Here is a 26,407-nt window from a genome sequence, read left to right on the forward strand (position 1 = left end):
TAGACGAGGCACCCACCGCCCTGGATAACCTCGTCCTGGATTCGTCGTACCGCAGACCGGGGGAACACACCATGCTCAGTGCCGTCGTCACGCCGGAAGGCGACCGGATCCGTTGGGCCGAACTGCCCGGCGAGGAACCGGCTCGCGTGTACCTGCACGGGCTCGGCGCCACCTCGCCCGCGTACTTCGCGGCGAGCGCCGCGCACCCCCTGTTGGCCGGACGGCGCTCCCTGCTGGTCGATCTGCTCGGGCACGGGATCAGCGACCGGCCGCAGGAGTTCGACTACACGTTGGAGGCGCACGCCGACGCGCTGGCGGTGGCGTTGGGCGAGGCCGGTGTCGTCGGGGCCGAGGTGATCGCGCACAGCATGGGCGGGGCCGTGGCCATCGTGCTGGCCGCCCGCCACCCCGAGCTGGTCTCCCGCCTCGTGCTGGTGGACGCCAACCTGGATCCCGCGCCGCCCGGGGCCACGGCCGGCAGCAGCCGGATCGCCTCCTACACCGAGGAGGAGTTCCTGGCGGGCGGCTGGGCCGAGGTCCGCGACCGGGTCGGCCCGCACTGGTGGGCCACCATGCGGCTGGCCGGCCGGACCGGCCTGTACCGCACGGCCGTGCACCTCGCGGCCGGCACCACACCCACGATGCGCGAGCTGCTGCTGGAGCTGAAGGTGCCGCGCGGCTACCTGTTCCCGGCGGCGGACGGGCCACTGCCCGGCGCCGACGCGCTGGAGGCCGCGGGGGTGGTGGTCGTACCCGTACCCGACTGCGGGCACACCATCATGCTGGACAACCCGCAGGGCTTCGCCCGGGCCACCGCCGCGCTCCTCGACGACAAATCTCCCAACCTCTAGGAGTGCAGGCTGTCGACGGCTTCTTCGACGGTGGGCTGGAAGGTGAAGAGCTGATCGAGACCGACGATGCGGAAGACGTGCATCAGCTCGGCGTTCAGTCCGACGATGAGCAGGGGCGCGTCGACCTTGTGCGCACGGTGGTAGGCGCCGACGAGCACGGTGATGCCGGTGGAGTCGCAGTAGGTGAGCGCGGAGACGTCGATCAGCACGGGGACGTCCGGGCCGAAGGGCGTCTCCTGGATGACCCGGGTGAGCTCCGGCGCGGTGTGGTGGTCGAGTTCGCCCACCACCGCCAGCACGGTGGCACCGCGGGAGTGGGTGTGGCGGGTGGCGGTCAGAGTGTGGTCGGTCACCTGTGCTCCTGGGCGCGTGGCGGTGTGCGGCGGGGCGGGACGGACAGGGCGAGCAGCGCGGTGTCGTCGCTCACTCCGGTTCCCAGATCGGCGAAGAGGCTGTGCACCGTGGCCAACAGGCTGTCGGCTCCTCGCGTGGCGTGGGTGGACAGATGGCGGGCCAGCCCCTCCTCGCCGAGCATGCTGCCGTCCTCGGTGCGGGCTTCGATGAGCCCGTCGGTGTACAGCAGCAGCGCGTCACCGGGGGCGAGGCGGGTGGTGGCCTGCACGAAGTGCGGGTCGGGCAGCAGCCCGATCAGCTGGCCCCCGGTGGTGGACACCGGTTCGACGGTGCCGTCCGCCCGCACCGCCAGGGTCGGGGGGTGGCCGCCGCCGGCCAGCGTGACGGTGAACGACCCGTCGGCCGCGGCGTCGAGCACACCGAACACGGCGGTGCAGAAGCGGGGGTTGTCGCCCTGGTACTCGCCCTTGAGGACCGCGTCGAGGTTGGCCAGCGCGGTGCAGGGGTCGGGGTCGTAGATGGCGGCGGCGCGCAGGGTGTAGCGGGTCAGGGAGGTCAGCGCGGCGGCGTCGGCGCCCTTGCCGCACACGTCGCCGAGGAAGAACGCCCAGCGGCCGTCGTCCAGGGGGAACAGGTCGTAGAAGTCTCCGCCCACCTCGTCCACGGAAGCGGTGTGGTAGGCGGCGGCCGCGTGCAGTCCGGGCACCGTGGGAAGGGCCGGCGGCAGCAGGGTGCGCTGGAGGGTGCGGGCCAGGCGTTCGGCGTCCGCGCGCCGCGCGCGTTCGGCGGCGACCGTGTGCAGGGCCGACAGGCGCAGTTCGAGTTCGTCCATGACGAGCGCGGCCAGGTCCTGGAGGGTCGCGAGCTGAACCTCGCCGGGGTGGCGGGGGCGGGTGTCCAGGACGTTGACGCTGCCCAGGTGGTACCCGTCGGCCGTGGTGATCGCCGCCGAGGCGTGGAACCGTACGCCCGGCTCCCCGTGGACGAGGGGATCGGCGGCGGTGCGCGGGTCGGTGAGGGCGTCGGTGACGACGTACGGCTCGTCCCCCGGGACGGCGCGGGCGCTCGGGTCCACCTCGCGCGGGACCTCCCTGACGCCCTGTAGGCCGTGCGCGGCCTTGAACCACACCCGGTCGCTGTCCACGATCGCCACGGTGGCCATGGGGACGTCGAAGATGCGGGCCGCGAGGGCGGCGATCTTGTCGAAGGTCCCGTCGGACGGGGTGTCCAGGACCGCGTAACGGCGCACCGCGGCGATCCGCCGCCGCTCGTCCTGCACCGCATCCGCCACGTCCCGGTGGACGGCGTACTCGGTCCCCGTCATGTCGCCTCTCACACCGTCTCGTTGGCCGTGCCCCCTCGGCCGGGGCGCAGCTGTCCTATTCTACGGATCACGTCAACGAGCTCCTCCGGATCGCCCGACGGCCGGGTGGGTGGCTCAGGTCGTCACGGCCATGGCTCGGAGAAGGACAGCACCAACACCGCCGGCGGGCCCCGCTCGGGCATCGGCCGTCGTGAACGAAGGGGTGGACAGTGACGCGTTCCGAGGATCCCGGGCCGCGGGCATCGGCGGCGGCCGGAACCGATGTGTTCGCCGCCGACGAGATGGTCGGCCGGGACCTGGCCCTGGTGGACTGGGCGGCGACCACCCCGCTCGGGGATCCGCAGGGTTGGCCGCAGAGCCTCAAGACGACCGTCAGCATCCTGCTGTCGTCGAAGTTCTCGATGTGGATGGCCTGGGGACCGGAACTCACGTTCTTCTGCAACGCCGCCTACCGGCGCGACACCCTGGGCCGGAAGTACCCGTGGGCGCTGGGACGACCGGCGAGCGAGGTCTGGGCGGAGATCTGGGACGACATCGGCCCCCGCATCGACACCGTGCTCACCACCGGCGAAGCGACCTGGGACCAGGCGCTGCTGCTGTTCGTGGAGCGCTCCGGATACCCGGAGGAGAGCTACCACACCTTCTCCTACAGCCCGTTGCGCGACGACGCCGGGCAGGTGGTCGGCATGCTGTGCGTGGTCAGCGAGGAGACCGACCGCGTCATCGGCGAACGACGGATGGCCACGCTGCGCGACCTCGGCTCCGACCCCAGCGTGGTGCGCACCGAGCAGGAGATGCTCGACTTCGCCCGCCTGCAACTGAGTCGCAACCCGCACGACCTGCCGTTCACGCTGACGTACCTCTTCCACGAGGACGGCAGCGCCGCGCTGGCCGCGGCCACCGGAATCCGCGGTGACCACCCCGCCGCGGTGGAACTCCTCCCGCCGGACTCCGAGGCGGTGTGGCCGACGGCCGCCGCGGCCCGGGGCGAGTCCGCGCTCGTGCCGTTGGACGGCGCCGTGTTCGCGGACCTGCCGACGGGGGAGCGGACCGAAGCGCCCCTCCAGGCACTGGTGGTGCCGTTGCGGCAGCAGGGCGGCGACCCGTACGGATTCATGGTGGTCGGCCTGAACCGCTACCGGGACCTGGACGACGGGTACCGCGGCTTCGTGGAACTGGTCGCCGGGCACGTCGCCACCGGGGTCGCCAGCGCCCGCAGTTACCAGGCACAGCAGCGGCGCGCGGAGGAACTCGCCGAATTGGACCGGGCGAAGACGACGTTCTTCTCCAACATCAGCCACGAGTTCCGTACCCCCCTGACCCTGATCATGGGACCGGTGGAGGAGCTGCGCGGCCGCCTCGCCGGCGCGGACGCGGACGTGCGCGAGGAACTGGAGGTCGTCCACCGCAACGGGCTGCGGCTGGGCAAGCTGGTCAACACCCTGCTGGACTTCTCCCGCATCGAGGCGGGCCGGATGCAGGCCGGCTACGAGCCGGTCGACCTGGCCTCGGTCACCGGTGAACTCGCCAGCGTGTTCCGTTCCGCCGTCGACCGGGCCGGCCTGGACTTCCGGGTCGACTGCCCCCCGCTGCCCGAACCGGTCTTCATCGACCGGGGCATGTGGGAGAAGGTCGTCCTCAACCTCCTGAGCAACGCGCTGAAGTTCACCTTCGACGGCTCGATCCGCGTCGCCGTGCGCGCCGAGGGCGGTGCGGCGGTGGTGACCATCGACGACACCGGGATCGGTGTCGCGGCGCAGGAGATGCCCCGGCTGTTCGAACGGTTCCACCGCATCGAGAACGCCCGCTCCCGGTCCAACGAGGGCAGCGGTATCGGCCTGGCCCTGGTGAAGGAACTCGTCGGACTGCACGGCGGCGAGATCAGCGCCACCTCCACCGAGGGCGAGGGCACCCGGTTCACCATCCGGTTGCCCTTCGGCTCCGCGCACCTGCCCGCCGACGCCGTCCTCCCGGAGGCGGGCACCGAAGCGGCCCTCCTCGCGGCCGACCCCTTCGTACGGGAGGCCCTGCGCTGGCTGCCCGGCGGACAGAGCGCGCAGACGCCCGCCGCGGTCGAGGGCGTCGAGGAGAGCGTCGACGGACCGACCCGCGGCCCGGCGCTCCAGGTCCACGTACTGGTCGCCGACGACAACGCCGACATGCGCGAGTACCTCAGCCGCCTGTTGCTCGGCGCCGGTTACCGGGTCAGCACGGTCAACGACGGCCGGCAGGCGCTGGGGGCCGTACGCGCGAACGCCTTCGACCTGGTGGTCAGCGATGTCATGATGCCCCACCTGGACGGCCTCGCCCTGGTCGCGGCGCTGCGGGCCGACCCGCGCACCGCCTCGGTCCCCGTGCTGCTGTTGTCCGCCCGGGCCGGGCAGGAGGCGTCCATCGAGGGCCTGCAGGCCGGCGCCGACGACTACCTCGTCAAACCGTTCGCCGCCGCCGAACTCCTCGCCCGGGTCAGGGCGAACATCGAACTGGCGCGGCTGCGCAACCACCACTCCCGCTGGCGCACCGCGCTCGTGGACTCCCTGCAGGAGGCCTTCTTCGTCTGCGACGAGGACGGCGCCGTCATCGAGATCAACGCGGCCTTCACCGACATCCTCGGCTACGGCCCCGAAGGCCTGCCCTACCGGCCGATCCACCCCTGGTGGCCCGACGCGGCCACCGACGCCGAGGCGCACCGGCAGGTCGGCGACGCCTTCGCCCTGCTGATGGGCAGCACCAAGGGCTCGTACACCATTCCGATAACCCACCGCGACGGCCACCGGCTGTGGGCGACGGCCACCTTCAACGAGGTCGACGATCCCGACACCGGGCGCCGCGTGACCGTCGGGACCTTCCGCGACGTCACCGCCGAGCACTACGCCATCCAACGCGAGAGCGCCCTGGCAGCCCTGGCCACCCGCCTGTCCCGGGCCACCAGCCTGCCCGAGGCACTGGCCGGCGCGCTGGACGAACTGAGGAAGCTGTGGCGCGCCCGGTGGGTCCTCGCCGCGGTCTTCGACCGCGGCGACGAACCCGCACTGACCTCCACCGACGCCTCGCTCGCCTGGCCGGAGCTACCCGCCGGACGCCGCGAAATGCTCGAAGGGCTGCGCCAAGGGCCAATCCTGACCCCCGTCGCCGACCACACGGGCGCCGGCATCCTGCTGGAGTTCCCCGACGGTCCGCTCGTCCTGTGGATGGACCTGGGCGAGAACCGGCCCTTCACCGGCGAGGACCAGCTGCTGCTGTCCCTCCTGGCGGGACACCTCGCCCAGGGACTGAATCGCGCACACCAGTTCGACCAGCAGCGCGAGACCGCCATCGCCCTGCAACGCGCCATCCTGGGCCCCTCCCGACTGCCCGACGGCTTCGCCGTCCGATACGAACCCGCGACCCAGCCCCTGGAGGTCGGCGGCGACTGGTACGACACCGTCACCCTGCCCGACGGCCGCATCGGCATCGTCGTCGGCGACTGCGTCGGCCGGGGCCTCGAAGCCGCCAGCGTCATGGGCCAACTGCGCAGCGCCTGCCGCGCCCTGTTGCTCCAGGACGCCAGTCCCGCCCAGACGCTGATGGCCCTGGACCAGTTCGCCGCCGGTGTGCCGGGCGCGACCTGTACCACCGTCTTCTGCGGCGTCCTCAACGCCGACACCGGGCAGCTGACGTACTCCAGCGCCGGCCATCCGCCCGGCATCCTCGCCCACCCCGACGGCACCACCCGTCTCCTTGAGGACGGACGCTCCCTGCCGCTGGCCGTCCGGCCCGGCAACCAGCGCCCCGAGGCCTCCTGCACCATCCCGGCGCGGTCCACCCTGCTCCTGTACACCGACGGGCTCGTCGAACGCCGCCGCCGCCCGCTCAGCGCGGGCATCGACCAGGCCAGCGAAGCCCTCCAGGACGGCCGGGACACCGCGGTCGACGACCTCGCCACCCACGTCATGTCCCGGTTGGCCCCCGCGGACGGCTACGACGACGACGTCGCCCTGCTGCTCTACCGCCACCCGGCCCCGCTGGAGATGTCCTTCCCCGCCGAGTCGTCCCAGCTCGCCCCCGTCCGCAAGACGCTCCGCGGCTGGCTCGACCAGTGCGACCTGCCCCCCACCACGGTGCAGAACGTCCTGGTCGCCGCGGGCGAGGCGTGCGCCAACGCCATCGAGCACGGTCACCGCGACGCCCCGGGGGACACCATCTACTTCCGGGCCGAGGCCTATGTCGACAATCTGCACCTGACCATTGCCGACACCGGCCGCTGGAAAGCCCCCCAGCCGGAACTCAACACCCACCGCGGCCGCGGGATGGGCCTGATGCGCGCGCTGATGCAGCAGGTCACCATCACCCCCGGCCCGTCCGGGACCACTGTCGACATGCATACGAGGATCGCCTGATGACCACTCCCCTGACCCTCACCCCCGGACGGCGGCCCGACGGTACCGCGCTGCTGACCGCTGTCGGCGAGATCGACATGAGCAACACCGGGGAACTGGCCGCCGCCCTCGCGGGCACGGACGGCCCCCTGGTCCTCGACCTCAGCGGCGTCGAATACCTCGACAGCGCCGGTCTCAGCGTGCTCTTCCCGCACGCCGACCGCATCGAGCTCGTCGCCAACCCCCTCCTGGAACCCGTCCTGACGATCTCCGGCCTCACCGACCTCACCACCATCCACGGCGGCTGACGACGGGCGACGACGCTGTGGGCGGTGACGCCGGTGACGGCGGTGCGGGCGGCTGATGGCTGACGGTCCCCGGGCCGCCGTCAGCCGCTCGTCCGCACCGCCTGGACGGCCGCCGGGGCGCCGTCCCCCGACTCGACACCGGGGGACCGGGTCCCGTCGGTCCAGGCATAGACCTTCTTGCCGCGCACCGAGACCTGGTACTGGTGCGTGCCCCGGCACTCGGTGCGCTCGTCCTTGCGGGTGTCGCCCGGCCACCACCGGGCGCCCAGGTGGGGGCTGCGCACCGCCTTGGGGGCGCCGGTCGTGCACCGCGGGCCGTCCAGCGGGGTCTCGCCCAGCGTGAACCGGATCAGCCGGGCCTCGCCGGTGGTGCGCGCCTGTATGCGTATGTCGGTGGCGTCCTTCGGTATCCAACCGGGCAGGGCGAACGCCCGCCCGCCTCTCGTCGGCGCGTCCGCCGCGGTCGCGAAACGCTTGCTCCTCTCCTTGAACACACGGTCGTTGAGGGTTTCGGTGACCGGGTTGGGCGGGAGGTTCGGCAGCGCGAAGGCGGCGGTGGCGAGGGCTCCCACGGTGGCGGCGGCGATGACGAGAGGGCGGCGTTTCATGGTCACAAGTGTTCAGGCCCGGGGGCGCCACGCGCGTCCCTCCCCAGGACGAACCAGGAGTCTGCCGGAAGTCTGACACGGCCTCATACCTGAGAGCGGCTCACCCACGCCCACCAGGCGTCCCTCACCACGTACGACGCCCGTCCCTCACCACGTACGACGCTCGTCTGCGCACGCTCCGCGGGCGACGTCCTACGCTGGACGGTACGAGCAGTTCGTCGTACAGGGGCCTCCGCGAGGGGCGAGGGTCCTCATGTCCGAGGAGGAACCGTGACCGAGCGCAAGCCGACGGGCGTCAGCATCGAGTCCTGGGTGGACCGGCAGATCCGGGAGGCCGCCGACCGCGGCGAATTCGAGAACCTGCCGGGCTACGGCAAACCGCTGGCCTCGCTCGACGCCCCGTACGACGAACTCTGGTGGATCAAGGGCAAGCTGCACCGCGAGGGCTTCTCGCCGCTTCCCCCCTCGCTCGCGCTGCGCAAGGAGGCCGAGGACGCGGTGGAGGCGGTCCGGGCGGCCCGGTCCGAACGGCAGGTGCGGGACATCCTCACGGCGATCAACGAGAAGATCGGCAAGGCCCTGCGCATGCCCCCGCCCGGGCCACCCCTCAACCTGAACGCCTTCGACGTCGAGGCCGAGGTCGCGACGTGGCGCGCGGCCCGCGAGGCCGCCGCGACCGGCCGGAACCCCGAGCCCCCCGGGAGCCCGGACGCCTGACCCGCCCGCCCCGGCCCGCCCGCCCCGGCCCCCGAGCCCAGCCCCTGAGTTCCGACCCCCGCGCCTCACCCGCCCAACGCGGCACGCGCCTCGGACCGTACCTGCCGCACCAGGCGGCCCAGCTCCGGTTCCGACGCCGAGTCCAGGTCGACGAACGCCGTGAGCCTCAGCAACCGCGTCAGGCTCTCCCGGAGCACGGCACGAGAGGCCACGCCAGGAGAGGCCGCCGTACGAGAGGCCGCCGTACGAGAGGCGGCCGTACGAGAGGCGGCACCGCCGCCCCCCTCGTCGTCCCGATGGGCCCGGACGATGGCCCGCACCAGCGCGGGCGACCCGGCGAGTGCGGAGCGCCGCGCCATGACCTGGTCCAGATCGGCCTCGCCGAGCACGTCCAGCAGGTGGTACGGGTCGTCCGCCGTGTCGTCGCGGAGCACGTGCGCGCGGGTCCACAGACGGGCCAGGGCGTGCCGGGTCAGGTCGGTTCCCTTGAACCGATCGGCCACGTACCGGTTGCCCGCGTCGGCCGGCCACCGCCAGGCACAGACGTCCGGCAGGAGCACGAGCGCCAGGAACGCCCACACCTGCCGCTGCGCGGCCTCGCCGGGCACCATCCGGCACCCCTCCCGCAGCACCTGCGCCGTCCCGCGGTCGAAGGCGGTGCGTTGCGCAGCGGACGGGGAGGCCGGGAAACCCTGGTCGCGCGCCACGCGCAGGACCGAGCCGCGGAGTTGGTCGAGCTCGTCGCGGGTCACCCGCCGCCCGCCCGTGGCCGCGTACACGGCCCGCGAGGAGTGGTTGGCGGCCATGGACGCGTGTCCGCCCGCCGGCGCCTCGTGGAGCATGCGGAACCGCCGCTCCGTCTCCCCGGGCAGCAGACGCGGATAGAGGAGACTCATGACCCGGCTTTCGGCGTCCTCGCTCGCGCTGCGGCTCATGACGTGGCCTCCCTGTCCGTGAGGAACCGGACACCGGAGTGGACGTCGGCACGGAACCGCGAGGGGTCCCTGCGTCGATCGTCCCGGAGCCGTTTGATCGCCTGCTCGGCGGACTCGGTCGGCCGTGACAGGTACGTGCGCACCAGCGCGCGCACGAGCCCCGCCATCGTCAGGTCGCCGTCGGGGTCGTCGGACGGCGTCTCGTCGACGAACGCGTCGTCGTCCAGGGCCCGTCCGACCAGGTCCGTCACGATGTCGGCCTCCAACATGCTCCACAGCATCCCCGCGAGCTCGCTGCGCGAGGCCTCCATCGCCTGCTTGACCGCGGGATGGTCCTCGTTGAGGAGGACGAGCAGACTGCCCATCGCGGCCTGCTGCCAGTCCCCGCCGTCCATGCTCACGTACCAGGCCGAGCCGGCCGGGAGCCCGGCCTCCCCGAAGGACACCGGCGCGATCGGCAGCAGACCGGCGCCGCCCTCCAGGTGGACGCGTACCTGATCGCTCCACAGGATGGAGCCGCCGCGGGCCGCCACGAACGGCTCGGTGGTCGGCAGGTCGCCGGCGAGGACGACGAGGGTCTCCACGGTCAGGAAACCGCCCAACTCGCGGCTGTCGGCCGAGATCCGCACCTCGCAGGTCGTCCGGTCCTTGCGCGGGGGGAGGTCCTGCGCGAAGGCGGAGGTGCGCAGCAGCGACGTGGACGGCCAGTGGCGCACGCACAGGCGCAGCGGCGCGTCGGGTGGCAGCCCGCAGTCCGCGCGCAGCTCGGCGAGGTCGATCTCGACCAGCCGGGCGAGCGTGAGGTCCGCGGCGTAGTCCCAGGCGGGCAGCGCGGCGGGCACGGGGTCGCCGGCGGTGTCACCCCACCTCCACTGTCCGGCGCGGATCCGGTCGAGGGGTCTGCGGTAGGGCCAGACGCGCACGCTCATGCCCGCCCCACCACGTTGATGTCGACCAGTGCGTCGGCGACGGCGGTGACGATCAGGTCGACCTCCGTGGCGTCGCCGGCGTGGTAGAACACCTCGCCGGCCACGACGGAGCCGTCCGACGGCAGGCGCCAGCCGTGCACCTCGGGAGGCGTCACCCCGGTCGGAGACGTGCCCTCCGCGACCCCGTCACCGGTGAGGACGCGCACCGCGCCCTCCACCCGGTCGGGCCCGTGGATCCGTACCCGTTGCACCACGTACGGCCTTCCGTCGATCACCTCGAAGCGCGGTCCGGCGACCAGGCTCGGCCGCCGAACACCGGACCGCCCGCCGCCCGGACCCGTACCTCCGACCGGGGCCGCGCCGCCGGCGCCTCCGGCGGCGACGCCGGGGCCGGTCGCGCCCGCCGGTGGCCCGCCCGGGCCCGCCGTGTTCCCGCCGGTTCGCGCCGTGCCGGGATGCGCGCCGGACAGCAGCACCGCGGCGCCCGTTCCGCCCGGCCCCGCCAACAGGTGGCCCAGGCGCTGGGCCACGGAACCCAGCGCGTACGTGCCCACCTTGACGGCCCTGCGGGCCTGGGCGCCGCTCAGCCGGTCGCACTGTTCCTTCAGCCGCCGGCCCGCGGTCCGTACGAACGTCGCCTCGCGGCCCTGCAACTGCTGGTACTCCCACGCGTCGTGGGTCGGCGGCTCCGCCCGGGCGAACGTCTCGTCGAGGTCGCCCGACACCTTGAACACCGCCGCGTACCCGGCATCCGGATTCGACCGCTCGGGACCCGGGTGGTAGCGGACCACCAGCTCCGGTCCGCGCAGCAGACAGACGTGCCGGGGCGCGCCCTCGACACCCAGCTCACGCGCCGCCGGGGAGGTCACGAGGGCGCCGTAGGTGTAGGCGTGGGCGAAGTGACCCAGGTCCTTGTGCGGCCTGCCGCACGACAACACCTGACCCGTACCGCCCACGACCTCGCGGTACGCGCCCGCGAAGAAGGCCAGGGCCGCGTCGGAGCCCTCGTCGGGCACCGGGACGTCCGCGCCGTTCGCCGTGACCGTGACGCTCATGCGCCGGTCCCGGTCGGTGAGCGTGATGGGCCACAGGTTCCAGGCCGCGGCGTCGGCGAGGTAGCTGCCCGCCTCGGCCACGGACAGCTCGGGGGTGGTGTCCGAGTCCGGCAGCGTGGGGTCCGTGAGGTCGGGGTCGACCACCACGAGCGTCGTACCGGTCTCCTCGCCCGCGAACCCGGGTATCCCCAACTCGTGCGCGGCGGCGTCCGCGCGGGCGTCCAGCAGCGGTTCGCAGTGCTCCGACTCCGGCAGCCCCCACCAGTGCCGACCGGTGTACCGCGTCTCCCCGTCCCAGAACGACTCGCGGATCGCGACGCCGATGAAACGCGAACGCACCCGCCCGTCGTCGTCCCGGAACCGGGTGTGGGCCAGGACGCAACCGACCTTCGACATCCGGAACAGGGCGCTCTTGCCGTAACCGAACGTGCCTCCGCTGGACGAGCCCGTGCCCCCGTCCCGGTCACCGCTGTTCAGGACGAACCGCGCCCACTCCCGCCGGGCGGTCTTCCCGGCGTCGGAACGGGTCGGACCGGCGAGCCCCATCGTGCCCCGGTCGGATATCGCGAGGTAGCGCGGGGACTTCGCCAGGGAGAGCGGGCGGAACATCGCGCCGGGCCGGGCGTTGCCCGACGATCCGGTGGAGAACAGGCGGCGCCAGGCCGCGCCGTGGCCGGCGCCGACGGTAGCCAGGTCCAGCCTGAAGCGCACGACGGCCTGATCGGGCAGGCGGGCGTCCCAGGAGTTCTGGGCCGCTTCGCGCACGAGCAGCGTCAGCGGGGAGAGACCGGGGCTGCCCAGTTGGCTCAGCAGACCGCGCGCGGTGATGCCGCCGTCGGCCCGGAAGGGTTGTGCGTACCAGCCGGGCTCGGTCACAGGTCGGCCCCCAGCCGCTTCAGCACGCGCTCCGGCTCGGCGGTGTGCGCGACGGTGTTCAGGTCTATTCGATACTCCACGCCGCGGACCCCGGCGGGCGCGGCTCCGCCCACGAAGCTCCCGGGGACGACGCGGGGGAAGTCTCCCGACACGTCGTACCAGCGCTGTTCCGCGGTGAGGAACCGGACCCGGTCGATCGTGGACCCGTCGCCACCCGGCAGCCCGAGCGCCGTCAGCCGCGTCTCGAAGGCCCCGAGGTCGTCGATCCGCTCGCGGCACGCGGCGAGCAGGTCCGGTACGGAGCGCGCCCCGGGCGCCGTCGACTCGGTGACGCGCGACCACGCCAGCGTGAGCGTGCCCCCCGTCGGCGTCTCCAACTGGTCGACGCCGTGCACGTGGACGACGCGACCCTCGGCGGCGACGCCGGCCTTGACCTCGATGGCGTGGTGCGCGCCCCGGAAGTCCTGCGGACATCCGAGCGGGCCCAGCCAGGCCCGCACGGCCTGCGGGTTCACGTCCAGCAGGGCCTCCAGTACGCGGAGCTCGGCGAAGAGCCCGGCCAGTCGCGGCACGGTCCAACTCGTGGACGCCCCCGCCAGCAACAGCCTCCAGGCGTGCAGCGTACGGACGATGAGGGAGGGCGCCTGATCCGGTTCGGCGAGGATCAGCCCGGCCAGGTCCGCGACCAGCCCGGTGAACGTCCCGGCGAGATCACGCCTGAGGCAGGCGATGTCCGCGTAACGCACCGGAAGGCCGTCGTCGTGCGACAACGTCCGGGTGGTGAGGCGGACGCCGGCGCTGCGCACGTCGTCCTCGACCCCGGCCGCCGGCCCGATCGGCACCAGCAGGTGACGCAGGCCGTCGCCGTCGAGACCGAGGCGGAGCGCGCCGTGGGGGGTGTCGATCTCCAGCTTGGCCGTGATCACCGCTTTGGCCGTGATCACCGAGCGGTCGTGCCCGGGATCGTGGGACACGGCGCCGCCGGACCCCCGGCCGCCGGAGACCGGGCCGCCGGACGCCGCGCCGGCGGCCCGCCGGTCGAGCAGGCTCCACTGCGACTCGAACAGTTCACGCAGCCGGACGGTCGCGGCGGACCACGGGCGCGCGGTCACGCGGCGCCCTCCGGCCCGCCGTCGAGGTCCTGTTCGAGTACGGAGATGTCCTCGTCCTCGTCCTCGCCCGCCATGGGGAAAACGCGCGAGAGGTCGGCCTGGAGGTAGTCGTACTCGACGCCGAGGTCCACTCCACCGGTCGGCGCCGGGAAGACCAGGGCGGCGCCCCAGACGATGTCGCCCGGCGCGTCCAGCGGCGCCCGACCGACCACCGCCCGCTCCTGTCCCGTCCCGCCGCGCACCGGGACCGGGGCCTTGGCGTCGATCGGGTACAGCAGGATCAGCCCGCGCTCGGGCTGCTGGGACGTCCGCAGCCGCTGGAGCAGGCTGCGGTTGACCTCCTTGCCCTCGGGAACGTCGAGGTCCAGCGCCTCGTCCCGGGAACCGGTGAGCGTCTTGATGTCGGCGACCGGGTCGTCCACGCCGAGGTCCAGCCGGGTACGGACCACGGGATCCACCGCGCCGCCGTGGGGCAACCCGATCAAACCGCCGCCGACGGGCCGCTTCCCGACGACTCCCACGTTCCAACTGACCAGGCCGCCGGCCTTGCTCCGCTTGCCGATGTACCCGGTGAGCAGGTCGCGGGCGGCGTCGAGGGCCTTGGGATGGAACCTGTACTCGTCGACGAAGGAGAGGACGTGCTCCACGGGGATCCCGCGCCACAGGGCCCGACCGGCGCCGGTGTTCGCGTCGAGGCCGCCCTCGCGGTGGGCCGCGGCCAACAACCGTGACACCGCGTCCGCGTTGTCCGCGTGCCACCGTTCGTCCTCGACGGTCTTCTCGCAGGGGAAGTAGCGGCTCTCGACGAGTTGACCCCCGTAGGAGGCGGCGCCGCGCACGGCCCCCTTGGACTTCGCCGGAGAGGTCACCTTCATCTTCGGGTGGGACCTGATGCGCACGGCCATGTCCAGCGGGGTGAGGTGCTCGGTGATGTACCGGTCGATCTCGACGCGCATCTCCGCCTCGACCGTCGCGAGGTGCGTGAACCAACGGCGCGTCTCGGCCGGCATGAAGATGCGCGGGAGGTCCTCGTAGCCGGGGCGGTAGCCGAACCACCGCCCCATCTGGAGGAGCGTGTCGTAGACGTTGGAGGAGCGTACGAAGAAGCTGACCACGAGCCCCTCCAGGGTGAGTCCCCGGGAGAGCGTGTTGCCGCCGACGGCGATGACGTTGACGGGCCCGGAGTCGTAGTCGAGACGATCCGTGCTGCGGTAGTGGTCCATGACGATGCGCGTCCCGGAGACCACCGGCTCCAGGACGGGGAGCACGGAGGCGAAGTCGAGCGGGCCGCTCCCGCCCTGCGGCGTCACGCGGCGCGACTCCTCGTCCCAGAGTTCACGGAACTCCCCGACGACGGCGGCGTCGTCCTCCCGGATCCCCCGCGCCGCCTCGTCGCGCAGCGCCTGGAGCACGGGCTGGTACGAGTCGTGGACGCGGGTGTCGGAATGCGCGTGGATCAGCATCGAGGAGTGCCGGTCGCCCTGCCCCCGGACGTGCCGGGCGGCGGTGGCCAGCCAGAACCAGAGGACGGCCCGGCGCAACGAGGACGCCTCCTCGGGGGCGAAGTCGGCGATCGCGGACCGCTTCGCCGGTCGCAGCAGGGGGAGTTCCTCGTCCGGAATCGTCCGGATCATGTCGAGGCCGCCGGGGACCTCGGCCGGGTCCTCCAGGTCCAGGGGATTGCGGCCGAAGAGGGTCTCCGGGCCCTGGTAGTCGTCGCCGCGGGGCAGGCTCAGGATGAAGTCGCGCGGGTAGAAGTCCTCCTCGTCCACCGGGTCGACGAGGAGGTTGGCGAACGGCGTCGCCGTGTACCCGACGTAACAGACCTTGGGAATGCGCCCGATGACGTCCCGGATGAGCGGGTTGATCCTGCGCGTGGCGATGGTCGCCTGGTCCGCTTCGTCGTCGATGATCAGCGTCGGGCAGTTGACGAGCTGCTCGCGCGCCTCCTCCAGCCAGTCCCGCAGCTTCTTCAGGACCGGACCGTTCTTCTTGACCACCAGCAGCAGGCACTGGTCCTTGGACGCCAGGAAGGACTGGGCGTTCGGCGGCGGCTGGAAGTCGTGTTCCGCCTTGGTGATCTGGTGCCAGAGCGGCGGGTTGAGGTCCACGAGGTCGCGGATCAGGCGGGTCTGGGTCTGCCGGCGCAACGAGTTCGTGACGCCGGACAGGACGATGAACATGCGGTAGCCGCGGTCCGCCGCCTTGCAGCACACCGCCGTGAAGTTGCTCGTCTTGCCCGACTGCACGTGGCCGAGGACCAGGCCGCGGGAACGGAAGGTGGGGGTGGCCGGATGGTCGAGCATGGCGACGACGCGATCGGAAGCCGTGTCGATCTTCCTGACCTCGTCCCGGTCGAGATGGCGCCCCAACCGCTTCTCGAACGCGGGCCAGTTCCTGTCCCCGGCACGCGGACCCGCGTACCAACGGACGGCGTTCTCCCGCCCCACGGCGAGCGGTTCGCGCAGGGTGGCGATCTCGGTGGTGGCGGCCTCGTGGCGACGCACCATCTCCTCGATCACCTCCTCCGGTACGAGGAAGTCGTGCAACTGCTGCGTCGCCTCGTGCGGGAGCATCCCGTCGAGCATGCTCTGATAACGCGACCAGGCCGCGTCCATTTGCGGGTTCCCCACCCATGCCTCACAAGTGATCACAGTCGACCAGGTGTGTTTCGGCCTGGTCGATACGGCGTTGTTCCACGGGTCACGCTAGCGACCGACCCTGCCGACGGTGATCGATCCGCCGAAGAACGTCACGCCGACCGCCGCCACCGCCAGGACCGCCGTGACCGCCGGGAGCCGACCGCCATGACCGCCGACCGAGTGGGAGGCACCCGCCGACCGACAAGCGCCCGGCGCGCGACCGACGCGCGTGAGGCGGTCGGGACGGGCGGAGACCCTACGCGTGGACCTCGGGTCGCGCGAGGTGTCCGGAGGCGGTCGCGGGGGTGGTGCGCACACGGCTCCCGGCCTCCGTCGCAGGTGGCTGCGTGACCGATGATGTGAAAATACCCCATGCCGGACGTGTCCGGCCGGCCGTTCGGAGAGCCGGTTGTCGACCGGCGGGTTTCGGGCGGAAGGTGGAGGGCGGCGGCGGTGTCGGGCGGGGGCGGTGGGGTGGTCGTCCCAGCCGCGGTTCAGTCGGCGACGTCGACGCCGTAGGTCCGTGCGAGAGCCGCCAGACAGTGGTCGTACCCCTGGCCCACGGCGCGGAAGCGCCAGAGCGGGCCGCGCCGGTAGACCTCCGCGAGGACCATCGTCCGTTCGGTCGTGGCGGCGTCCACCGTGACCTGTGCGAGGGGCATCGCGCCCGTGCCCGCCGCCACGGTGATCTGGACCGCGCCGACCTCGCCGAACGCTGGCGCGCCGTCGATCGCGGCGCAGACGACGACCCGGTGGGCGCCCGGCGGCATGGCGGCGAGGTCGACGCCGATCGTCTGCTCGGTCGGCCCGTCGCTGAACAGCCGTACGGATCCGTCGGGGTTCTCCGGGGCTCCGTAGAAGACGAAGTCCTCGTCGCAGGTGACCTGTTCGTCCTCGTCGACGACGAAGGCGACCACGTCGATCTCGCAACGCGTCTGCTGCGCCCAGGAGGCGCCCACGTCCCAGCGCAACTCCGTTCCCGTACGGGGAAGGTCGATCACCCCGCCCCGCGGCAGGACCTGCGGGGAACGGGCCCTTCCGTCGCCGGAGGGATAACCGGTGGAGGGGCCGGCGGGAGCCGATCCGGGCGCGGTCAGCCAGTCCGCGTCGTGCGTCGGGATCAGGAGGGCGGTGATCCGGGCCATCCGCCGGTCGGCCTCGGCGCCCGCGAGGAGCACGACGTCCGTGACGCTCGCGGAGAGGTTGACGGCGGCGGACCCGCCGAGTTCGACGACCCGGCCGCGGGCCTGCGAGGAGACCGGATGGGTCCCGCCCAGGACGAGGACGCGCCGACCGGCCAACGGCCGTACTCCGGCGGGGGCTTCGACCCGACGTGCGGACGTGGTGGGAGATGTGGTTGTGGCGGGGGGAGCGGGCGTGACGGGAAGCGCGGGCGTGGCGGGGGCGGCGGTCGTGACGGAGGCAGCGATCGTGCCGGGAGGCACGGGCGGATCGGCCGGCGCGGGCCGTGCGGCCGCCGTCGCCTGGGCCGGGATCGTGGCAGTCGCGGTCGCGGCAGTCGCGGTGGCTCTCGCCGCCGCCGTCGGCCGTTCCGCCGAGGGCGGCCTCTCGTGCGGCGTCCCCGGCCGTACGTCGCCCAGCAGTCGCAGGAAGGCACGCTCGTCGACGACCGGGACGCCCTCCGCGATCGCCCGCCGGGCCTTGGTGGAACCGGAGGCGGCGTCGTTCGCGACCAGGACGCTGGTGTGTCGGCTGACGGAGCCCATCACGTTCAGGCCGGCGGCGACGGAGCGCGCCACGAGGTCTGCGCGCGCGGTCTCGGTGTCGCCGGTGATGGAGATCTTCATGCCCTGAACGAGGGGACCGCCCGCGGTCGGTCTCCCGGGGTTGCGGTACGCACAGGGAGCCTTGGGCGCCTTCGGCGCGAACCGGGGGTCCTGCCGGGGCGGGCAGGCGACCAGCGGCAGCGGAAGGTCCAGCCGAGCCGCCTCCTTCAGGGAGGCGCGCAGGATTCCGGCGAGGACCCGCGTGTCGTCCAGCGCGTCGTGCGCCCGGGTCTGTTCCACCCCGTAGTGGGCGGCCAACGTACCCAGGCGCATGTCCCGCGTCGGCGGGTCCACCCGCCGGTTGAGCGCCAGGGTGCACAGCCGCATGGCCACCGGGAGGTGCAGTCCGGCCCGCGCGAACTCGTGCGCCAGGAAGTCGTAGTCGAACTGGGCGTTGTGGGCCACCAGCACACGGTCCTGGAGCAGTTCCGCGATCCGCCCCGCGACCTGCCCGAAGGTGGGCTTCCCGCGCAGCCGCTCGGCGGTCAGCCCGTGGACGTGTACGGGACCGGGATCGCAGCCGGGGTCGAGCAGGGTCGAGAACTCGCCCGTCTGGCGCCCGTCCGGTCCGAGCGTCACCACCGCCACCGAGAGCACCCGATGTTGTCGCGGCGTCAGCCCGGAGGTCTCCACATCCACCAGCGCCCAGTCGAGGGCGTAGTCGTGCGGATCGGACACATCGGGGGCGGTGGAGACGAGACTCATGACGGAAAGGATGATCCGACATTCGTTCCGTCTTCAACCGGAATGCCGATTTGTCCCCTCCGGGACAGATGTGGGCGCACGTGGGCGGACGGCCGGCGCGGCGAACGGGTGACTGTCGCGCGTCGCCCCGCCCCCGGCCCCCCGACTCGTCGCCGGGGCCCCTTCCGTGCGCTTACGCCACTGCTACAGAGGTCTCGCTAAGTTGCCGCTGACCTGCACGAAAGCCCTCCCGTGGGGGAGGGCTTCGAGGGGTGGAGAAGTGGTGCCCCCGGCAGGACTCGAACCTGCGGCCAAGTGCTTAGAAGGCACCTGCTCTATCCACTGAGCTACGGGGGCCGGTAGGTGGCCGTGGTGGCCTGGAGCCCCGAGGTGGGGGTGGGACCGTGGGCCGTGCCGGGTCAAGGATAGGGCTCCAGTCACCTTGTCCCGGTTGCTTCACCCGCGTGCCACGATGTGGAGGTTCGGTGAAGCGGTCCCGATAATCGCAGGCAGGTGCGATTCTCGCATCGCTTTTGCGCCGCGACGCCCCGGGTGTTGTGCACTCGTTATGCCTGAGTCCCACTCGTCCGCCGTGTCCCGGGATGTCTCTCCGGGGTGGCGGTCGGCGCGCAGAGGACGTATAAGCTTCAAAAATGGTCCCACATTGGGCATTCTTCGCATGTGGTGACCTTGGATGTTCGGCCTCAGCTGCTCGATGCCCTGTCCGCCCTGCGCGACCGGGTCGCGTCCGTGCGTCTGCCGCTGCCCCTGCCCGGCGCTCCGCGCGCCCGCCAGACCAGAGCCGAGCTGCTCGCGCAGCTCGACGACTACCTCGTTCCCCGGCTGAAGGCGCCCGAGGCGCCGCTGCTCGCCGTTGTCGGCGGGTCCACCGGGGCCGGCAAGTCCACCCTCGTCAACTCCCTCGTGGGGAGGCAGGTCAGCGAGGCCGGAGTGCTGCGTCCCACGACGCGGATCCCGGTGCTCGTCTGCCATCCGGATGATCATCACTGGTTCGCGGGGATGCGCGTCCTGCCCGACCTGATGCGGGTCTGGGTGCCCCACGAGGAGGACGAGTCCCCACCCGCGACCAGGAGGATCCCCCGAGGGAACACCCACGCCACCCGCGAACTGCGGATCGAGACGGTCTCGACCCTGCCGCGCGGCCTCGCCATCCTCGACGCCCCCGACATCGACTCCCTCGTCGTCGAGAACCGCACCCTCGCCTCCGACCTCATCTGCGCCGCGGACGTCTGGGTGATGGTCACCACCGCCTCGCGGTACGCCGACGCCGTCCCCTGGCACCTGCTGCGCACCGCCAAGCAGTACAAGGCCACCCTGGTCACGGTGCTCGACCGGGTGCCGCACCAGGTGCTCGCCGACGTCTCCCGGCAGTACGGGGCCCTGCTCACCCGGGCCGGGCTCGGCGACGTGCCGCGCTTCACGGTGCCCGAGCTGCCCGAGTCGACCGGCGGGGGCGGGCTGCTCCCGGCCAGCGCCGTCGCGCCGCTCTTCGCCTGGCTCAGCCACCACGCCCAGGACCCCGCCGCCCGGCAGTACGCCGTCGGGCGGACCGCGCTCGGCGCGCTGGACTCCCTGGGCCGCCGGATGCCGGAGCTCGCCTCCGCGGTGGCCGCCCAGTACGCCGCCGCCGTACGGCTGACATCGGCCGTCACGGACGCGTACCGCCGCGAGGGGAAGCGGGTGCGCACCCGGCTCGACAAGGGCGCGGTACTGGCCGGGGACGCGCTGACCAGATGGCGCGGCTACCCCCTCGACACCACCGCCGACGAACTCCTCGACTCCCTCGCCGAGTCCCTCGCCGCGCTCCTCCAGTGCGCCGTGGCCGCCGCCGACGAGCGGATCGCGGAGGTCTGGCGGCGCGAACCGGCGGCCGCGGCGGTCCCGCTGCCCGCCCCCGATCGTGAGGCGGCGGAACGTATCGGCATGGCCGTACGGCGCTGGCGGCGCGTCCTGGAGGAACTCGCCGAGGAGGAGGTCGCACGGCTCGACAAGCAGCCGGCGCCCGATCCCGACGGCGTGGCGGCCCTGCTGGTCGCCGCCCTGCTCGGCGGCAGGCGGGCCCGCCCGGCCGGCGAGAAGCTCGCGGAGCGGATCGGCGTACAGGCCGCCGTACGCCTGCGGGACCGGGGCGGCGAACTCGTCGGGGAACACCTGGACCAGGTGCTGCGCGCCGAGCGCGACCGCCGCCTGGCCCCCCTGGAAGCCCTCGAAGTGACCCCGGAACCACAGGCCGAGCTGATCGCCGCGCTGTCCGTACTGCAGAAGGAGAGGTGACACGGTGACCGCCTTGACCGACCGAACCGAAGACCGCTGGGACGACGGACTCATCGCGCGATCGCGCCCCCGGGTCGCCGACGACGACTGGCCCGGCGGCGACAACGAGGAGGGCGACGACGCGCTCGTCCGGGCGGTCTCCGGCGCCGGAAGCGACGGCGGCAAGGCCCCCGCGCCCCCGCTCAGCCCCGAGGCGCAGGCGCTGCGCGTCCGCCTCGACGCGCTGCGCCAGCTCATCGGCCTGTCCAGGACCCGGATCCTCGACGGCAAGACCCTCGCCGAGGCCGGACGGATCCTCGACGAGGCCGCGGCGCGGCGCGGGCTCTCGGCCCAGCACACGGTCGTCGCGATCGCGGGCGCCACCGGAAGCGGCAAGTCCACCCTCTTCAATTCACTCGCCGGGGTACAGATCTCCGAAACGGGACTGCGTCGACCGACCACGGCGGCGCCCATCGCGTGCAGTTGGTCGGACGGCGCGGCCGGCCTGCTGGACCGGCTGGAGATCCCCGGCCGGCTCCGGCGCCGGCCGCGTGAGACCTCGGAGGCCGAGGCGCTGCGGGGCATGGTCCTCGTGGACCTGCCGGACCTGGACTCCGCCGTCGGCGCCCACCGGGACCACGTGGACCGGGTACTGGCGCTGGTCGACGCGGTGGTGTGGGTGGTGGATCCGGAGAAGTACGCGGACGCCGTCCTCCACGAGAAGTACCTGCGCCCGCTGGCCGGGCACGCCGAGGTGACGTTCGTCGTGCTGAACCAGGTGGACCGGCTGCCCGGAGAGTCGGCGGACCTCGTCCTGGACGACCTGCGGCGACTGCTGGACGACGACGGGATCGCCCTCGGGGAACACGGCGAACCCGGGGCGACCGTCCTCGGACTCTCCGCCCTGACGGGTGAGGGCGTCGGGGAACTGCGCGAACTCCTCGGACAGTTCACCCAGGAGAAGGGCGCGGCCACCCGACGGATCTCCGCCGACGTCGACCGGGCCGCGCAGCGCCTGAGGCCGCTCTACGTCGCCGACGGGCATTCCGGCCCCGAGATCGGGGAGGTGGCGCGCGCCGAGTTCGAGGACCGGCTCGCCGAGGCCGTCGGGGCGTACGCGGCCGGCCTGGCCGCCGAACGGGCCTGGCGGCGCAACGCCGGCAAGGCCTGCGGGACGCCGTGGCTGCGGCTGTGGCGCTGGTACGAGAGCCGACGCGCCCCGCGCTCCCTGGCCGGCCTGGCCGCCCTCGCCGCGATCGGACGCGCCTCCACGGCGACCGAGTTCCCCGTCGAGGAGGAGGTCACCGCCCGGCAGCGGGTCGAGCAGGCCGTGCGGACGGTCGCCGACGAGGCGGTCATCGGGCTGCCCGACCCCTGGGCCCAGGCGGTCCGCGAGACCGCGGTGCGCGGCGCCGAGCGGCTGCCGGAGGCACTGGACGAGATCGCGGTGACCCTGGGCACGGCGATCACGGTGCCGCGCGTCAAACCGCCGCGCCCCGGCTGGTGGCCCGTCGCGGTGCTGGCCCAGGCCGCGATGACGCTGCTCCAGATCTACGGCGGCCTGTGGCTGGTCGGGCAGATCGCCGGGGTCCTGCGACCGCACCTGATGCCACCGGTGCTGCTGATGGTGGCGGGCATCGTCGGCGGGCCGCTGGTCGAATGGGCGTGCTCGCTCGCCGCCCGGGGCCCGGCCCGCAGGTACGGGCAGGACGCGGAACGCCGGTTGCGGCAGGCCGCGGCCGGGTGCGGACGGGCCCGGGTGCTGGAGCCCGTCGCGGCCGAGCTGCTGCGCTACCGGGAGGTGCGCGAGCAGTACGCGACGGTGGCGAAGTTTTCCACAACCCGTCAGTAGTCCACAGGCCCGAGCGGGATCCGGGTCGCCGGGCCAGCATGGTCGTACCTCGTGCGGACGGTCCGCACGGGTGCGGCATGCGGGGGAGGGCGACCGGGATGAACGACACCCTGGTGACACTGGTGGGACACGTGGCGACGCGGATCGACTTCAAGGAGACGCCGACCGGCCCGTCGGCGAGGTTCCGGTTCGCCGTGACGCCGAGGTACTTCGACCGGCGGACGGCCACCTGGTCGGACGCCGCGACCAGCTTCTTCACCATCTGGGCACGACGGACCCTCGCGTTGAACCTGGCGAGCTCCGTGGCCGTCGGCGAACCCCTCGTGGTGCACGGAAGGCTGCGCGTCCGCGACGATCCGCCCGACGGGGACGGGGAACGCTGGTTCTCCGCGGACATCGAGGCCGTCGCCATCGGACACGACCTCAATCGGGGGACGGCGGCCTTCCGGCGCGTCGTCAAAACGGACACCCCGCTGATGGCGGCTCAGAAGGCGGCGGTGGTCTGAGTGTTCGAGGCGGTTAGGATTCCCCGGTACTCACGGGCACTTGGGTCCTCGGCACCCGGGTCCTCGGCCCGAAGGGGAAGACTGTGTCGATCGCTGTTCCCGCATCCTCCGTTCCCGATCCCGCGCCCGCCCTCGCCCCACCGGGCCCCGGCCCCGGCCCCGGCGCCGTTCCCGGACGGGGCTCCACGCGGCGGTCGTTGGCGACGGTGGCGCTGTTGGCCGCGGCCCTGGCCGCCACGCCCGGCCCCGCGGTCGCGGCGGACTCCGAGCCCGCACCGGGCCGGGCCCCGGAGGGCGCGAGCGCCGTGCTGGACGGGCTGAAGACCTACGGGCAGGCGGTCCTGCGCACCCGCGACGGAGCCGTACGGCAGGTCCCGGCCGGACTGCACGAGATGCGGGTGGACGGCGGCGGCATGCTCCAGACGTACGGAGTCGGCGTCGCGGGTTACGCGCAGCCCGAGGCCCGGTACACCGAGAGCGGCTGGAACGGCAGCCCGCTCGAAGGCAAGGACGGGGCGGGCCGGATCCGCTGGGTGCTGGAGCACTCCTACCCGCAGCTCAACGACCTGGCGGAACTCGCCAAGGCGGCCGGCGCCGCCCCGCTCACCGCGGAGAGCGCCGCCGCCGGAACCCAGGTGGCGATCTGGCGGCTGGCGGACGGGGCGCAGGTGGAGGCCTCCGACCCGGCGGCCGAACAGCTGGCCGACTACCTCCAACGGGAGGCGGGGCAGATGGCGGAACCCCCGCCGTCGCTGGCACTGGAACCCGGCGAGGTGTCGGGTCCGGTGACGGGACCCGTCGGCAGCCGGCTCGGCCCGGTCACGGTGCGCACCGGGGCCCAGAGCGTCACGGTCACCCCCGACGCGGCGGCCCTGGCCATGGGCGTGCGGGTGGTCGACCAGGAAGGGCGCCCGCTGACCGCCGCCGCCGACGGCACCCGGCTGTACTTCGAGGTGCCGCCGGGCACCGACGACGGGCTCGCCTCGGTCATCGTGCAGGGCTCCACGAAGGTTCCCGTCGGGCGGCTCTTCGCCAACGGCGTCCCGAACCAGGCGCAGATCGTGGCGGGCTCCAGCGAATCCGCGACCACCGCCACCGCGACGGCGCTCTGGCCGCAGCCCGAACCGGTGCCGATGGGCGCCGTGTCCGGTACGGCCGTACCGGACACGGCGCGCGACGAGACCACCACCGAGAACGAGGACTCCCCGGCCGGCGAACGCCTCGCGACCAGCGGCAGCTCGGCGGCCACCCCGGTGATCGCCTCCCTCGCGGTGGGCCTGGTGGTGCTGGGCGGCATGGTCGTCCTGCTGCTCCGCAAGCGCCCGCTGGAGGGCGAGCAGGACCAGGCCTAGGTCCTGGTGTCAAAGTGGCGCCGGTGCGGCCCGTGGTGTCCGGTGCCGTCCATCGCAAGGCGGAGGGGCGCACCCGTGTACTGGACGTACTCGGGTGCCCTGCCAAACGCGGCGAGGTGCGGCACAGGGCGCCACGGGCCGGGCGAGACTTCGACGACAGGGCGGCCTAGGGCCGCGCGCCCCGGGGTGGCCCGGGTGGCGGGTGGGGTTGGTTCCAGGTCTGCGGCGCGGGGTAGGCGCTGAGGATGGCTGAACAGGAATTGACCTGGCAGGGTGCGGTCGCGCGATGGGACCGGCAGTTGTTCGACGCGGTGGCCCGCCGGCACTGGCCCGGGGCCGACCGGGTGCTTCCCAGGTTGGGTCGGGCCGCGAACCACGGCGTCCTGTGGGGCGGGACCGCCGCCGCGCTCGCCGCCTTCGGTTCGGCCCGGACGCGCAAGGCCGCCGTGCGGGGGGTCACCTCGCTCGCGCTGGCCTCGGCGACGATCAACACCGTCGGCAAGTGGTCGGTACGACGGCGTCGACCGGTGCTGGAAGGGGTGCCCGCCGCACGGCAACTGCGCACGCAGCCGCAGACCACCTCGTTTCCCTCGGGGCACTCGGCGTCGGCCTTCGCCTTCGCCGCCGGGTTGGCGCTGGAGGCGCCGGGATGGGGTCTCGCGCTGGCCCCCGTCGCCGCGTCGGTCGCCTTCTCCCGCGTCTACACCGGCGTGCACTACCCGTCCGACGTGGTGGCGGGTGCGGCGCTCGGGGTGGCCGCCGGGTTCGTCGTACGCAGGCTCGCGCGTGACGTCCAGGAGGCCCGGGTCGTACCGGGCGACGAACGGCCGGATGCCGGGGCGCCCGCGCTGCCGGACGGCGACGGCCTGACGGTGGTGATCAACTCGGGTTCGGGCACTGCCGCCTTCGCGGGGCTGGAGGTCCTCAAGCGCCGGCTTCCGAAGGCGGAGCTGGTCGAGTGCCAGGGCGCCGAGCTGGAGTCGGAACTGGCCGCGGCGGCCTCCCGTGCCCGGGTGCTCGGCGTCTGTGGCGGTGACGGCACGATCAACGCGGCGGCCACCGCCGCGCTGCGCGCCGGGGTGCCGCTCGCGGTGTTCCCCGGCGGCACCCTGAACCACTTCGCCCTCGACCTCGGGCTCGCCGGAGCCGAGGACACCTGCCGGGCGGTGGCCGACGGACACGCGGTCCGCGTCGGCGTCGGACGCTTCACGCCCGGCCCCCGGCGACACCCCGACCCGGCGTCGGAGACGGTCCCGGCCGCCTCCGACGCGGAATCCGGTTCCGAGGCCGGGCGCGAGGAGTCGGGGTACTTCCTGAACAACTTCAGCATCGGCGCCTACCCCGAGCTGCTGCGACACCGGCTGCGGTGGGCACCCCGGATCGGGAGCGGCCCGGCCGCGCTGCTGGCCGCGTGGCGGGTGCTGCGGGCCGAGCGGCCCGTACGGCTCAGCCTGGCCGGGCGCCCGCGCAGCGTCTGGTTGCTGTTCGCGGGCAACGGCACCTACCACGGCACCGGCCCCGCCCCCCGGCGCCGTGACAACCTCGGCGAGGGGCTGCTCGACGTACGGCTCGTCTTCGGTGGCGGTCGTCCCGGCCCGCGCCTGTTGGCGGCGGCCTTCACCGGACCCCTCAGCCGGTCCCCGGTCCACACCGCCACCCGCCTGCGGAGCCTGCGGATCTCGGACGTTCCGCCGGGCACCCCCCTCGCCTACGACGGCGAGTACGCCAAGGCCCCCACCGCCTTCGTGCTCGACGAGCTGCCGGAGGCCCTCACCGTCTACCGCCCGCGCTGACGCGCCGCCCCGACCACGGCGCCACCGCCTCGACCGCAGCGCCACCGCCCCGACCATGGCGCCACCGCCTCGACCGCAGCGCCACCGCCC

At 73.2% G+C, this 26,407-nt stretch carries 18 protein-coding genes and 1 tRNA gene; 9 read left to right on the forward strand and 10 right to left on the reverse strand.

Annotated elements, in window-relative coordinates; all coding sequences use genetic code 11:
- The first annotated feature begins 71 nt into the window (after positions 1 to 71).
- Positions 72 to 851, forward strand: a complete 780-nt coding sequence (locus ACIRO3_RS09780) for an alpha/beta fold hydrolase (protein ID WP_404134434.1) — start codon at positions 72 to 74, stop codon at positions 849 to 851.
- On the opposite strand, the gene ACIRO3_RS09785 is transcribed toward ACIRO3_RS09780, so the two are convergent.
- Both ACIRO3_RS09785 and ACIRO3_RS09790 read right to left on the reverse strand, forming a co-directional pair.
- Positions 848 to 1,204 (reverse strand): STAS domain-containing protein, encoded by a 357-nt coding sequence (locus ACIRO3_RS09785; RefSeq protein ID WP_365997800.1) that lies wholly within the window; start codon positions 1,202 to 1,204, stop codon positions 848 to 850. The genes ACIRO3_RS09780 and ACIRO3_RS09785 overlap by 4 nt on opposite strands.
- Positions 1,201 to 2,529, reverse strand: coding sequence for a PP2C family protein-serine/threonine phosphatase (locus tag ACIRO3_RS09790; RefSeq protein WP_404134438.1), 1,329 nt, complete (start codon positions 2,527 to 2,529; stop codon positions 1,201 to 1,203). Before ACIRO3_RS09790 ends, ACIRO3_RS09785 begins: the two co-directional genes overlap by 4 nt.
- Before the next feature lie 209 nt (positions 2,530 to 2,738).
- On the opposite strand from ACIRO3_RS09790, the gene ACIRO3_RS09795 reads away from it, so the two are divergent.
- Together ACIRO3_RS09795 and ACIRO3_RS09800 are read left to right on the forward strand one after the other, a co-directional pair.
- Entirely contained in the window at positions 2,739 to 6,908 is a 4,170-nt protein-coding gene (locus tag ACIRO3_RS09795; protein ID WP_404134441.1) for a SpoIIE family protein phosphatase, read from the forward strand.
- The gene (locus ACIRO3_RS09800; protein WP_365997803.1) at positions 6,908 to 7,195 is read left to right on the forward strand and encodes an STAS domain-containing protein; all 288 of its coding nucleotides are present in this window, start codon (positions 6,908 to 6,910) and stop codon (positions 7,193 to 7,195) included. Before ACIRO3_RS09795 ends, ACIRO3_RS09800 begins: the two co-directional genes overlap by 1 nt.
- Positions 7,196 to 7,275: 80 nt before the next feature.
- Here the strand turns inward: ACIRO3_RS09800 and ACIRO3_RS09805 are convergent, their stop codons facing one another.
- Entirely contained in the window at positions 7,276 to 7,803 is a 528-nt protein-coding gene (locus ACIRO3_RS09805; protein WP_404134444.1) for a hypothetical protein, read from the reverse strand.
- Positions 7,804 to 8,073: 270 nt separating this feature from the next.
- Here ACIRO3_RS09805 and ACIRO3_RS09810 point away from each other — a divergent pair, with 270 nt between their 5' ends.
- Entirely contained in the window at positions 8,074 to 8,520 is a 447-nt protein-coding gene (locus tag ACIRO3_RS09810; protein ID WP_404134447.1) for a DUF1992 domain-containing protein, read from the forward strand.
- A 65-nt stretch (positions 8,521 to 8,585) separates the two neighbouring features.
- On the opposite strand, the gene ACIRO3_RS09815 is transcribed toward ACIRO3_RS09810, so the two are convergent.
- The 7 genes from ACIRO3_RS09815 to ACIRO3_RS09845 all read right to left on the reverse strand — a co-directional run bounded on the left by ACIRO3_RS09815 (position 8,586) and on the right by ACIRO3_RS09845 (position 18,897).
- On the reverse strand, positions 8,586 to 9,455 hold the full coding sequence (locus ACIRO3_RS09815; protein ID WP_404134450.1) for a DUF6339 family protein: 870 nt from the start codon (positions 9,453 to 9,455) through the stop codon (positions 8,586 to 8,588).
- A complete protein-coding gene (locus ACIRO3_RS09820; protein WP_404134452.1) occupies positions 9,452 to 10,384 on the reverse strand; it encodes a hypothetical protein in 933 nt (310 codons plus the stop codon). Before ACIRO3_RS09820 ends, ACIRO3_RS09815 begins: the two co-directional genes overlap by 4 nt.
- Positions 10,381 to 12,315, reverse strand: coding sequence for a hypothetical protein (locus ACIRO3_RS09825; protein WP_404134455.1), 1,935 nt, complete (start codon positions 12,313 to 12,315; stop codon positions 10,381 to 10,383). Before ACIRO3_RS09825 ends, ACIRO3_RS09820 begins: the two co-directional genes overlap by 4 nt.
- Entirely contained in the window at positions 12,312 to 13,427 is a 1,116-nt protein-coding gene (locus ACIRO3_RS09830; RefSeq protein WP_404134458.1) for a PD-(D/E)XK motif protein, read from the reverse strand. The genes ACIRO3_RS09825 and ACIRO3_RS09830 overlap by 4 nt, the downstream gene beginning before the upstream one ends.
- Positions 13,424 to 16,045, reverse strand: coding sequence for a Z1 domain-containing protein (locus tag ACIRO3_RS09835; protein ID WP_404134461.1), 2,622 nt, complete (start codon positions 16,043 to 16,045; stop codon positions 13,424 to 13,426). The genes ACIRO3_RS09830 and ACIRO3_RS09835 overlap by 4 nt, the downstream gene beginning before the upstream one ends.
- Positions 16,046 to 16,563: 518 nt before the next feature.
- Positions 16,564 to 18,561 (reverse strand): TerD family protein, encoded by a 1,998-nt coding sequence (locus tag ACIRO3_RS09840; RefSeq protein WP_404134463.1) that lies wholly within the window; start codon positions 18,559 to 18,561, stop codon positions 16,564 to 16,566.
- Between the two features lie 260 nt (positions 18,562 to 18,821).
- Positions 18,822 to 18,897: transfer RNA gene (locus tag ACIRO3_RS09845), tRNA-Arg, on the reverse strand.
- 333 nt (positions 18,898 to 19,230) lie between these two features.
- On the opposite strand from ACIRO3_RS09845, the gene ACIRO3_RS09850 reads away from it, so the two are divergent.
- The 5 genes from ACIRO3_RS09850 to ACIRO3_RS09870 all read left to right on the forward strand — a co-directional run bounded on the left by ACIRO3_RS09850 (position 19,231) and on the right by ACIRO3_RS09870 (position 26,317).
- Positions 19,231 to 20,835, forward strand: coding sequence for a dynamin family protein (locus ACIRO3_RS09850; RefSeq protein WP_361771560.1), 1,605 nt, complete (start codon positions 19,231 to 19,233; stop codon positions 20,833 to 20,835).
- Between the two features lie 4 nt (positions 20,836 to 20,839).
- A complete protein-coding gene (locus tag ACIRO3_RS09855) occupies positions 20,840 to 22,666 on the forward strand; it encodes a GTPase (RefSeq protein ID WP_404134466.1) in 1,827 nt (608 codons plus the stop codon).
- A gap of 98 nt (positions 22,667 to 22,764) precedes the next feature.
- On the forward strand, positions 22,765 to 23,172 hold the full coding sequence (locus ACIRO3_RS09860; RefSeq protein ID WP_361771558.1) for a single-stranded DNA-binding protein: 408 nt from the start codon (positions 22,765 to 22,767) through the stop codon (positions 23,170 to 23,172).
- A gap of 83 nt (positions 23,173 to 23,255) precedes the next feature.
- Positions 23,256 to 24,524: a TQXA domain-containing protein gene (locus ACIRO3_RS09865; RefSeq protein WP_404134469.1), complete on the forward strand. Its 1,269-nt coding sequence runs from the start codon at positions 23,256 to 23,258 to the stop codon at positions 24,522 to 24,524.
- 245 nt (positions 24,525 to 24,769) lie between these two features.
- Positions 24,770 to 26,317: a bifunctional phosphatase PAP2/diacylglycerol kinase family protein gene (locus ACIRO3_RS09870; RefSeq protein WP_404134472.1), complete on the forward strand. Its 1,548-nt coding sequence runs from the start codon at positions 24,770 to 24,772 to the stop codon at positions 26,315 to 26,317.
- Positions 26,318 to 26,407 lie beyond the last annotated feature (90 nt).

Origin of the sequence: Streptomyces sp. NPDC102278 (genome assembly GCF_044766345.1) — a bacterium.
Taxonomy (GTDB): domain Bacteria; phylum Actinomycetota; class Actinomycetes; order Streptomycetales; family Streptomycetaceae; genus Streptomyces.